At 70.5% G+C, this 10293-nt stretch carries 12 protein-coding genes; 4 read left to right on the forward strand and 8 right to left on the reverse strand.

The features are described 5' to 3' along the window. Window positions 1–89 precede the first annotated feature (89 nt). The 4 genes from AB8Z75_RS24845 (at window position 90) to AB8Z75_RS24860 (ending at window position 3840) form a co-directional block, all read left to right on the forward strand. Window positions 90–1109 (forward strand): YihY/virulence factor BrkB family protein, encoded by a 1020-nt coding sequence (locus tag AB8Z75_RS24845; RefSeq protein ID WP_369205647.1) that lies wholly within the window; start codon window positions 90–92, stop codon window positions 1107–1109. A 125-nt stretch (window positions 1110–1234) separates the two neighbouring features. After that, window positions 1235–1822, forward strand: coding sequence for a hypothetical protein (locus AB8Z75_RS24850; protein ID WP_369205625.1), 588 nt, complete (start codon window positions 1235–1237; stop codon window positions 1820–1822). A gap of 36 nt (window positions 1823–1858) precedes the next feature. Further along, window positions 1859–3349: a molybdopterin-dependent oxidoreductase gene (locus tag AB8Z75_RS24855; protein WP_369205627.1), complete on the forward strand. Its 1491-nt coding sequence runs from the start codon at window positions 1859–1861 to the stop codon at window positions 3347–3349. Further along, on the forward strand, window positions 3346–3840 hold the full coding sequence (locus AB8Z75_RS24860) for a hypothetical protein (protein WP_369205629.1): 495 nt from the start codon (window positions 3346–3348) through the stop codon (window positions 3838–3840). Before AB8Z75_RS24855 ends, AB8Z75_RS24860 begins: the two co-directional genes overlap by 4 nt. Here the strand turns inward: AB8Z75_RS24860 and AB8Z75_RS24865 are convergent. The 8 genes from AB8Z75_RS24865 to AB8Z75_RS24900 all read right to left on the reverse strand — a co-directional run. After that, a complete protein-coding gene (locus AB8Z75_RS24865) occupies window positions 3812–4216 on the reverse strand; it encodes a hypothetical protein (RefSeq protein WP_369205631.1) in 405 nt (134 codons plus the stop codon). The genes AB8Z75_RS24860 and AB8Z75_RS24865 overlap by 29 nt on opposite strands. 127 nt (window positions 4217–4343) lie before the next feature. Further along, entirely contained in the window at window positions 4344–5432 is a 1089-nt protein-coding gene (locus tag AB8Z75_RS24870) for a hypothetical protein (RefSeq protein WP_369205633.1), read from the reverse strand. A gap of 315 nt (window positions 5433–5747) precedes the next feature. Next, entirely contained in the window at window positions 5748–5951 is a 204-nt protein-coding gene (locus AB8Z75_RS24875; RefSeq protein ID WP_369205635.1) for a hypothetical protein, read from the reverse strand. Window positions 5952–5962: 11 nt separating this feature from the next. Continuing rightward, the gene (locus tag AB8Z75_RS24880) at window positions 5963–6169 is read right to left on the reverse strand and encodes a hypothetical protein (protein WP_369205637.1); all 207 of its coding nucleotides are present in this window, start codon (window positions 6167–6169) and stop codon (window positions 5963–5965) included. A gap of 72 nt (window positions 6170–6241) precedes the next feature. Beyond that, window positions 6242–6976 carry a DUF5947 family protein gene (locus AB8Z75_RS24885; RefSeq protein ID WP_369205639.1) on the reverse strand — a complete coding sequence of 245 codons (735 nt, stop codon included), beginning with the start codon at window positions 6974–6976 and terminating at the stop codon, window positions 6242–6244. After that, window positions 6973–7539, reverse strand: coding sequence for a NifU family protein (locus tag AB8Z75_RS24890; RefSeq protein ID WP_369205641.1), 567 nt, complete (start codon window positions 7537–7539; stop codon window positions 6973–6975). The genes AB8Z75_RS24885 and AB8Z75_RS24890 overlap by 4 nt, the downstream gene beginning before the upstream one ends. After that, window positions 7532–9343, reverse strand: a complete 1812-nt coding sequence (locus AB8Z75_RS24895; protein ID WP_369205643.1) for a nickel-dependent hydrogenase large subunit — start codon at window positions 9341–9343, stop codon at window positions 7532–7534. The genes AB8Z75_RS24890 and AB8Z75_RS24895 overlap by 8 nt, the downstream gene beginning before the upstream one ends. Before the next feature lie 49 nt (window positions 9344–9392). Beyond that, the coding region (locus tag AB8Z75_RS24900) for a hydrogenase expression protein HypE (RefSeq protein ID WP_369205645.1) at window positions 9393–10293 on the reverse strand (901 nt) is incomplete at its 5' end.

Here is a 10293-nt window from a genome sequence, read left to right on the forward strand (position 1 = left end):
GCGCAGCCGGGCCGACTGGGCTTGGCTGGAGTGAGACGGTCGGGAGCTGGAGTGAGACGGTCTGTCTGGGAGGAGGCGGCTGGAGCCCCATGGGCAGCGGTACGGCGCAGCGGCTCGACGCCTTCCAGCAGCGGCACCGCTGGGTCGGAGGGCCCCTCGCCGTCGTCTACAAGGTCTTCGATGACCAGGCCCTCTACCTGGTCGCTCTGCTGACGTACTACACGTTCCTGTCGATCTTTCCTGTGCTACTGCTGTTCGTCTCGGGCCTGGGAGCGTTCCTCGAGGACAACCCGGATCTCCAGCGAAGGCTGCTGAACTCGGTCCTCGGCGAGTTCCCGGTGCTCGGGGACCAGCTGCGGGGGCGTATCCACCCGTTCCGCAGCAACGGGATCGCCCTCGCGATCGGTGTGATGGGGAGCCTGTACGGCAGCCTGGGCGCGGCGCAGGCCGCCCAGTACAGCCTCAACAAGATATGGGCGGTGCCCCGGCACCGCCGGCACAACCCGTTCCGGTCGCGGCTCAAGGGCATGTTCTTTCTGACCACGGTCGCGGCCGGCCTGTGCGTGACGCTGCTGCTGTCGGTGGCGGCCTCGGAGTCGCAGACGTTCGGCACGGAGCTGGGGACGGGGCTGCGGACGGCGATCACCGCGGTGGCCGTCGCCGTGAACACGGCGTTGCTGCTGGCCACCTACACCTTCCTCACCCACCATCAGGTGCCGCTGCGGCGGCTGTGGGTCGAGTCCCTGGGGGCAGCCTGCGCCTGGCAGGCGCTCCAGTGGGGAGGCGGCTACTACGCCACCAGTGTGCTGCGGGGTGCCAGCGCGACCTACGGCATGTTCGGGATCGTGCTGGGTCTGCTGGGCTGGATGTATCTGGGTGCTCTCATCTTCGTCCTGGCCGCGGAGGTGAGCGTGGTGCGCACGCACCGGCTGTGGCCGCGCAGCCTGCTGACTCCGTTCACGGACCGGGTGTGGCTGAACTGGGCCGACCGGAAGGCGTACGCCTCGTATGCGACGACGGAGACCTTCAAGAGCTTCGAGACGGTCACCGTCGAGTTCGACCAGCGTCCTCCCCCCGGGGACCCGCCGTCCGACGGCCCACCGGCGTGAGACCCGGAGTGAGGGGGCGCGGCACTTCTCCGCCCGGGTCGCCGCCACCCGGCACTTCCCCGTCCGGATCGCCGCCACCCGGCACTTCTCCGTTTGGGTCGCTGCCGCCCGGTGACCCGCCGTCCATGGTGCAGACGGTCCGTGTCCGAGCGTCAGGGGAACGAGAGCGGCGCGACGCCGCGCCCGAGGAGCCCGCGCCGTCCAGCCCGGCGCCCGGGAGAGCCGCGCTGAAGAACGCCGCGCTCCGGTACTCCGGGATGGGCAGGCTGCTCTCCTTCTCCCGGTACTTCGCCTTCGATCTGCCCCGGCTGACCAGCGGCTGCGGAGTGCTGCTGCTCCTCGGCACGGCGACCGCCCGCCTCTACCAGGCGATCACCGGCTACCCGGCGGACCGGCCGGGTTATCTGACGGTCTGCCTGGTGGTGCTGGCGTCCGGCGCGTTCCTCGCCGCGGTGGGCGTGGTGGCCGGGGTGCGCCGTGTACTGACCCGGGCGGGGTGGGCGCTGGGGAGCCTGGTCTCGACGGTGTCGGCCGTCGGGTATCTGGCCGGCCGAGTGGCGGGGCTGCCCGGGCTGCCGGAGGTGCAGGGCCGCTGGGATCACCCCCTGGGCACCGTCACCCTCATCCTGGCGGGCGGCTTTCTCGCTCTCCACGCCTCCGTCCTCATGGGCCTGAACGTGGCCGTCCCGGACACGAGGCACTGGCACCACTGACTTCACGTTCCGCTGACGACCGCCAAGGAGAGGCCCGTGCAACAGCTCGACTTCCCGGTGTGGCTGCGCGTGGAGCACTGGCTGAACGTCCTGTTCCTGACCCTGCTGATCCGCAGCGGCATCGAGATCATCGCGACGCATCCCAAGCTGTACTGGCGCAACGACAGCCGGCCGGGCACGGAGTGGGCCCGTTTCACGCGCAAGCGGATGCCCAAGGACAAGCTCTACGACACGCTGGACGAGGAGGAGAGCTACTCGTCGATCGTCTCGTTGCCGGGGCACAGGCAGCTGGGGATGGGGCGGCACTGGCACTTCGTCAGTGTGATCGGCTGGATACTGACGGGTCTGGTGTACGTCGTTCTGCTGTTCGCCACGGGCCAGTGGCACCGCTACATGCCCACGTCCTGGTCGATCTTCCCGACGGCCTGGGACGACCTGATGACGTATCTGAGCTTCGATCTGCCGCCGCTGCTGCCCGGCCAGCCGCTGGACGCTCTGCAGAAGCTCGCGTACGCGGGGGTGATCTTCCTGCTGGCGCCGTTCCAGATCCTCACCGGCGCCGCGCAGTCCCCGGCGGTCGAGGCGCGCTTCCCCCGTTACGTGCGGTTGTTCGGAGGCCGGCAGGCGGCGCGCAGCCTGCACTTCCTCGGCCTGGTGGCCTTCCTCGTCTTCATCGCCGTCCACCTCACGATGATCGTTTCTTGGGGGTGGCCGGAGCTCAACGCGCTGATGCTCTTCGGTGAGGTCCGCGACCTGAACGCGGCGCTGTGGCTCTCGCTGGGCGTTCTGGCGGCTGTCGTCCTGGTCCACGTCGTCGCGACAGTCGTCAGCCTCCGCAGTCCCCGCAGGGTGCAACAGGGGCTGGGCTTTGTCGTGAACAGTTTCCGGCGCCTGGTGCTGCGGCGGCTGATCTCCCGGCAGGACTACTCGCGCTCCAAGCTCTCGGTCGAGCACCGGGTCAACGGGAAGCCGCCGTGCAGCACCGAGTACAAGCTGATGGCCGTGCACAACTTCGCCGACTGGAGGCTGGAGATCGGCGGCCTGGTCGAGCGCCCGATGACTCTCACGCTGGACGATCTGCGCGCGCTGCGGGAGCCGCACAGCCAGCGGGTGCTGCACAACTGCGTGCAGGGCTGGTCGAGCATCGGTGAGTGGGGCGGCGTGCCGTTGCGCGAAGTGGTCGAGCTGGTCCGTCCGCTGCCGCAGGCGCGTCACCTGTGCTTCTTGACCATGCAGGACACCGGACGTGACGAGCCCGGCGCGGAGGGGGCGGGGCAGTTCTACGAGGTCGTCGACCTCGAGCTGGCCCGCGAGCCGCAGACGCTGCTGGCGTACGAGATGAACGGCGGTCCCCTGCCCATCAAGCACGGAGCGCCGCTGCGGCTGCGGGTGGAGACGCAGGTCGGCTTCAAGATGGCCAAGTGGATCGAGCGGATCGAGTTCGTCTCCGGCTACTCGTGCATCGGCAAGGGCATGGGCGGCTGGCGTGAGGACAACGTCTTCTACGACAAGGACGTGGAGGTGTGACCACCACGATGACCACTGCGATGACCACCGCGATGACCACCGCGCAGCGAGCCGCCGACCGCCTGCGGCGACGCGGCGACCGGCCGCGAGACGGCGACCGGCGGGACACCGACCGGCGAGAGGACGGCGACCGGCGAGAGCACGGCGGCCGGCCACGGGGCGACGGCGCTCGTCGGGGCGCCGTCGGCGAGCGTGGCGGGCACGGCAAGCGCGTGGTGCAGGACATCCGGCCGGAGCTCACGGTCCTGGACGCCGGACAGCGCGAACGGGTGCAACGGGCGCTGCGGGACAGGAAGCTGCGGTGTCCGCACTGCCGGCGTGGCCGCTTCGAGGTGGGCGAGGCGCTCTACCTCGGTTTCCTCTTCCTCGACGAGGCCCAGGACGCCTACCTGGTCGCGCTGCGCTGTGCCAACCCCAAGTGCCCGCTGCCGCGTACCGGGGTGACGCTCGGACAGGAGGAGTTCATGGGCGCGGGGAACCCGGAAGAGTGAGGTGCGGGACGACCCCGGGGCCGGCCAGGTCGAGTCGTTCGGCCAGCGGCGCGGCGTCCCGCAGCCGGCTGCGCAGTGCCTGGTAGCGCTCAGCCTGCTCGCGGGTGAGTTCCCCGCGCGCCGCGTAATGGGCGAGGCGCTCCAGCCGTCCGCTCAGCAGCGTCCCCCAGCGGATGCTGAAGTCGTACACCCTCTCGTCGTCCTGGGCGGCCGAGGGGTCCCCGGCCAGCTCGCGCAGCTGCCGTAGGACGGCGAAGGCCTGCTCCAGGTCGGCCGAGACGCCGCTGACGCGCTGGGGGTGCCGTGCGACGTCGGTGTCGAGGTCGACATCGAGACCGAGGCCGGTGCCGAGGCCGACGTGCCGGTCGTTGTTCATGGCGAGGTGTCCTCCCTCTTGCCCGTGGGCGCGTGGTCGCCTCTTGCCCGTGGGCGCGTGGTCGCTGTCGTGTCCCGACCAGTGCGATCACCGGTGCGCGTGCCGATGCCCGCCCTGCCGGCGTCCGTCACAGGTGGGGCTTGGCGATGCTGAGGATGTACGGCACTCCCTTGAGCGTGAGGTAGACGCGGTCGCCGCCGACCGCGATGCCGGAGACGGGTGCCTTGCGCAGCTCCGGGCGATCCAGAGCCGAGCGGTAGTCGATGGTGTCGACGACGTCGAACGTGCCGTCGTCGAAGCCGGTGAAGCTGTTCGTCGCGAGGACGGTCAGGCGGGAGTCGGTCACCGCGTAGAGCCGCCTCTCGTCGGCGTCCAGGTGGCGCACCGGCTGTCCCATGTGGCGGCTCGCCACGACGTGCAGGCCCTTGCTGGACCGCTTCTCGTCCACGGCCAGCAGCCGGTCGCTGCCCTTCTCGGCGACGTAGAGCCGCGAGACCTTCGTCTTGTCCCCTGCACTCTTCTCGGCCCGCAGGGGAAGGCTGCCCGTCTCCTTCACGTCCGAGCGGGAGCCCTTGTAGTGGGTGACGCGGTCTGGCGCGACGGCGTAGTACTCGATCTGCTGCCCCCTGTCCGGGCCGTCGATCTCCCCGGTGGGCCCGAGGCCGACGCGCTGGGAGGCCACCACGTCGTCGCCTCCGCCCGGTTTTCCGTGCAGGTCGGTGCCGCTGACGGTGCTGCCGTCGGCGGACAGCGCCAGCGCCAGGTCGGGGCCGGTGTCGGTGGCGAGGTAGGAGGGTGCGTCGCCGGCCCGGCGGGTCTCGACGGTCCTCATGTCGGAGACGTCCAGGGCGGCGATCCGGTCGCGGTCGGGCAGTGCCACGTAGGCGACGCCCGAGGTGTCGTCTCCGGGTGGCAGCGCCAGGTTCCGTCCCAGCTTGGGGAAGGTCTTCGACCGTGCGGTGTGTGCGGTGCGCGGTGCGTCGGCCAACTCCCGCGGCGGATCGACCCTGACGACCTGCGGGGACTTCTCGGCGAGCGCGACCAGCGCTCTCTCCTCGCCGGACCACACCGGTTCGTGTACCGGGGTGCCGGTGCGCACCACGGCGACCTCGGGCGCCGACGCGTGTGAGGTACCGTGCGCGCCGCATCCGGCGACGAACAGCAGACCCGTCGCCAGCAGTGCCGGTGTCCTGCGGTGGTCGACCCTCGCCCTCACGCCCCTGCCCCCTCGCTCGTGTCGGGAGTCGCGCCGCCCCGGCCCGGCGACGGCCACGACGGCTGTGACGACGACGGAGTACCCCGTCGTGCCCGCTCGACGCCTACCGCCCGGGGGACGGTGCGGGGCGCGGATACGAGCGCGGTTACGCGCACGGGCACGAGCGCGGCGCAGGGGGCCGCCCCCTCCCGCCGTGGCGGGGCGGACCCGCCATGGCGGGGCAGACCGGCCGTGGCGGGGCAGACCGGCCGTGGCGGGGCAGACCGGCCGTGGCGGACCAGCCGCGGCAGACCGGCCGTGGCCAAGGCGGGCGGGTCAGCGGGGGTGCCGGGACCCGGAGCCGAAGCCGACCATCCGCCAGATCCGCACTTCCCGCACCGCACCAGGAAGCTCCCGCACGAGGATGCCCGCGGCGAGCGCCCCGACCACCGCGACCTGGGCGAACAGGACGCGTCGTGCCCAGCAGGGCCGGTGGAGTGGCGCCGCGGTGTCGGTCGGTCGCGTACGTCGTCGCTGCATGGTGCTGCTCCTCAGCCGGGCGAGATGTTCGGCATGATCTTCATGATGGCGTTGTGCTTCTTCCAGTGGATGCCCGTCGAGCGCCGGGCGTCCGCGGTGCCGTCCTCGTGGTGACCGGGCTGGCGGCGGTACGGCCCCTTGTTGCCCTGGTGGATGCCGAAGACGTGCGTCGAAGCGTCCGGTTTCACCTGGGGCTTTCCGACCCTGATACGGCCCATGGGATCCTCCTTGGCTGGTTGTCTCCTCGTACGTCGCCTGCGCCTGAGACGCCGCCGCGGCTTTCGGCGGCGTCACCCCGACCGTTCGGTCAACTCGGCGAAGAACCTGTCGATCTCGGGCCACACGCGGCTGCCGCCCGTGAGGCCCCGCCACTCCCTGCGGACGACGGCGACCATGCGGAAGCAGTCGTCGACCGGGACGATCCAGTGCTCTCGTCGGCCCTGAACGGTGTTGACGAGCAGCGCCTCGACGTCGGCGGCGAGCGTCGCCAGCGGCGGGCTCTCCCGCACGGCTTCCTGCCACGCCTCGGGGTCGAGTTCCCATTGCGTCGGTCCCGCGGGGCTCGGGTAGTGCGCGTGGACACGGCCGTCGGCGTGCGGGACGAAGAACGCGAGGCCGACCGGCACCCCCAAGGCCGCCGTGGAGACCGGTTCCAGCCGGGTGCGCCGCTGCGGGATCAGCCGGTAGTGGCCCTCGCTGGCCGCTTCCCGGGCGAACAGCACCGAGCACGGCCGGCAGGCGCACAGCATGCGGCCCGCCGCCGGCCCCACCCCAGGCGGGACCGGACCGGCGCCCACCCCGGCATCCGTCCCACCGCTTGCACCCGCATCCGCCCCACCGCTTGCACCGGCGTCCGCCTCGCCGGTCGGTGGGGGCGCCGTCCCCGCGTCGGCCCCGGTGTTCAGCAGGTGCCTGTGGTCGGCCGGGACCGGGGCGCCGCACAGGTCGCAGCGTTCGGCGTCGGGCGCCGGGCCGCCGCGCTCCGCCGCCCCGCGGATGACACGGGCGAGCGCGCCGGAGGTCACGAGGCCCCCGCGGCCGGCGCGGCGGTGGGCAGCATGTCCGCCAGCGGGACGAACGCGGGCGCCGGTTCGCTCGCCACGCGCTGGACGGCGGTCAGTTCGGGGGCTGCCGCGAGCAGTGTCTCGCGCACGGCTTCCTCGACGGCGGACGCGGAGGTCCCGCACCCCTTGGCCGTCACCCGTACCGAGGCCACGCCCGCCTCAACGCCCACGAGTTCCACGTCGGCGCCGCGCCGCGCGAGTGCGGCGCGCAGCTCGTCGACGGCGTCGGCGACGCGCTGCTCCACCGGGTCGGGGTGCAGTCGGTGCAGCACCAGCAGATGGTGCAGCAGCCGGTCGCCGGTGAGCGCTCCGGTCAGTTCGGGTCCTGCGAGGTCGCGGACGCGGGCCAGCGCCTCGCCGTAGACCTGTGTCAGACCCCGTACGGCCTCCAACGCGGCCTCGGCGGTGGGGCCCGCCACGCCCTCGACCCGTTCGAGGAGTACGTCGAGGCGTGTCAGGCGCGCTTCGATGTCCGCGTCCGCCAGCCGGTGCCCCGACGCCGTCGCAGCCCGGTCCTCAGCCATGGCCGGCTCCGGTCGCCGAGGCCCCGAACGTCGGTGAGTGGATCTGCCGCAGTTCCTTGCCCTTGCCCAGGTACATGTGCACGCCGCACGGCAGGCAGGGGTCGAAGCTGCGGACGGTGCGCATGATGTCGATGCCCTTGAAGTCGTCCTGGCCGTTCTCCTCGAAGACCGGCTGCCCGGTGACGGCGTCCTCGTAGGGGCCCGGGGTGCCGTAGTGGTCCTGCGGGCTGGCGTTCCAGGGGGTGGGCGGGTACGGGTGGTAGTTGGCGATCTTCTTGTCCTTGATCACCAGGTGGTGGGAGAGCACACCGCGGACCGCCTCGTGGAAGCCGCAGCCGATGCCCTCCTCCGGCAGCTCGAAGTCGTTGAAGATCTTCGTGTCGCCGGCCCTGACCAGTTCCATGGCCCGGTCGAGGAACTCGAAGGCCATGGCGGCCGAGTAGGCGACGAAGTAGGGGCGCGCCCGGTCGCGTTCGAGGGTGTTGGACCACTTGGGGATCTTCCACTCCAGCGTCATCTCCGGCAGTTGGCTGCTCTTGGGCAGCGTGATCTTGACGCTGTGTCCTGTCGCCTTGACGTAGGTGGTGTCCACCAGACCGTTGAGCGCGGTGGACCACAGCCTGGCCAGCGGGCCGCCGCCGGTGTCCAGCGCGAGGTGCTCGCCGCTCTTCTTGTCGAACCAGCGGGGGCTCATCACCCAGCTGTACTTGTCGTCGAAGTCGCGCTTCTGCGGCGCCGGTACCGTCGTCTGGTTCCAGGGGTGGCGCATGTCGACGGGGTTGCCGAGGGGGTCGTGGGTGACGAGCGGCTCCTCGTTCACCCAGTCCTCGTAGTAGGAGGAGCCGAGCAGGATGCGCATGCCGAGGTTGATGTCGACGAGGTTGTTGGTGACCAGTTCGCCGTCGACGATGATGCCCGGGGTGACGTACATCGCCTTGCCCCAGGTGTTCATGTTCTCGTACCGGTAGTCGCACGTCTGGTAGTGCTGCCAGGCACCCCAGCACCCGAGCATCGTGCGGCGCCTGCCCACTTCCTCGTAGCCGGGCAGCGCCTCGTAGAAGAAGTCGAAGACGTCGTCGTTCATGGAGACGGACTTCTTGACGAAGTCGAGGATCTTCATCAGCCGGGTGAGGTAGTCGGTGAAGGTCGTCGGCTCCGGCATGGTGCCCACGCCGCCCGGATACAGCGTGGAGGGGTGGACGTGGCGGCCCTCCATCTTGCAGAACATCTCCCGGGTGACGCGGCTGACGTGCAGCGCCTCCTTGTAGACCGCGCCCTCGAAGGGGTTGAAGGCCCGCATGATGTCGGCGATGGTGCGGTAGCCGTGGATGTGCCCGCGGGGGGAGGCGGTCTGCTCCGCCTTGGCCAGCACACCCGGGTTGGTGATCTTGACCATGGCCTCGCAGAAGTCGACGAAGACCATGTTGTCCTGGAAGATGGTGTGGTCGAACATGTACTCGGCCGCCTCGCCGAGGTTGGTGATGTGCTCGGCCAGCGGCGGCGGCTTGACCCCGTACGCCATCTGCTGCGCGTAGTTGGAGCAGGTGGTGTGGTTGTCGCCGCAGATGCCGCAGATGCGGCTCGTGATGAAACCGGCGTCCCGCGGGTCCTTCCCCTTCATGAAGACCGAGTAGCCCCGGAACAGCGACGAGGTGCTGCGGCACTCGGTCACTTCCCGGTTGGCAAAGTCGATCTTCGTATAGATCCCGAGATTGCCGATGATCCGGGTGATCGGGTCCCAGGACATGTCCACCACTTGCGGTGTCTTGCGCTGCGCCTGGGGCCGGGCCGCGGTTGCCGTCATGTCAGTCCTTACCTCGTCGGTCGCGATGGGGGTACGCGGTGGTGGTCGCTCAGGCGCGCCAGTGCGGGTCGTAGCCGCTGGTCAGTTCGGGGCCGTTGTGGTGCCACTTGGGCTCCTGGTTGACGGCGATGTTGGTCAGGCCGCGCATCCGGCGGATGAAGGCTCCGTACGGCTTGATGAGGATCGAGGAGAGGCTGCCGCCGGTCGGCTCGTCCATGAACGGCATGAACGCGTCGGGGAAGCCCGGCATGGTGCACCCGATGCAGATGCCGCCCACGTTCGGGCAGCCGCCGACCGCCGACATCCAGCCGCGCTTGGGCACGTTGCAGTTGACGACCGGGCCCCAGCAGCCGATCTTCACCTGGCACTTGGGCGAGTTGTAGTCCTTGGAGAAGTCGCCCTGCTCGTAGTAGGCCGCCCGGTCACACCCCTCGTGCACGGTCTTCCCGAACAGCCACTGGGGCCGCAGCATGTGGTCCAGCGGCGGGGGCGGGGCGGCGCCGGCCGCGTGGTAGAGCACCCAGGTGAGCGTCTCCATGAAGTTCTCCGGCTGGATCGGGCAGCCGGGCACGTTCACGATCGGCAGCGCGCCCTCGGACCTGAAGTCCCAGCCCAGGTAGTCCGCGAGCCCCATGCACCCGGTCGGGTTGCCCGCCATCGCGTGGATGCCCCCGTAGGTGGCGCACGTGCCCGCCGCGACCACCGCCCAGGCCCGCGGCGCGAGCCGGTCGAGCCACCAGTTCAGGGTGAGGGGCTCGCCGGTCTCCTCGTCGTTGCCGAAGGAGGTCCAGTAGCCGTCGCCCTCGATGATGTTCTGGTTGGGGATCGAGCCCTCGATGACGAGGATGAACGGGTTCGGCAGCTCGCCCTTGGCCGCCGCACGGAACGGAGCGAGGAAGACCTCCCCCCCGGAGCTGGGCGAGAGCACCTTGTTGTGCAGATTCACCTTC

The organism is Streptomyces sp. PU-14G, assembly GCF_041028275.1.
Lineage (GTDB): Bacteria > Actinomycetota > Actinomycetes > Streptomycetales > Streptomycetaceae > Streptomyces.

Bases quoted from the DNA above. Each gene is read 5' to 3' on its own strand.
- AB8Z75_RS24845 (WP_369205647.1), top strand. From the start codon at position 90: ATGGGCAGCGGTACGGCGCAGCGGCTCGACGCCTTCCAGCAGCGGCAC.
- AB8Z75_RS24850 (WP_369205625.1), top strand. From the start codon at position 1,235: ATGGTGCAGACGGTCCGTGTCCGAGCGTCAGGGGAACGAGAGCGGCGC.
- AB8Z75_RS24865 (WP_369205631.1), bottom strand. From the start codon at position 4,216: ATGAACAACGACCGGCACGTCGGCCTCGGCACCGGCCTCGGTCTCGAT.
- AB8Z75_RS24875 (WP_369205635.1), bottom strand. From the start codon at position 5,951: ATGCAGCGACGACGTACGCGACCGACCGACACCGCGGCGCCACTCCAC.
- AB8Z75_RS24880 (WP_369205637.1), bottom strand. From the start codon at position 6,169: ATGGGCCGTATCAGGGTCGGAAAGCCCCAGGTGAAACCGGACGCTTCG.
- AB8Z75_RS24890 (WP_369205641.1), bottom strand. From the start codon at position 7,539: ATGGCTGAGGACCGGGCTGCGACGGCGTCGGGGCACCGGCTGGCGGAC.
- AB8Z75_RS24895 (WP_369205643.1), bottom strand. From the start codon at position 9,343: ATGACGGCAACCGCGGCCCGGCCCCAGGCGCAGCGCAAGACACCGCAA.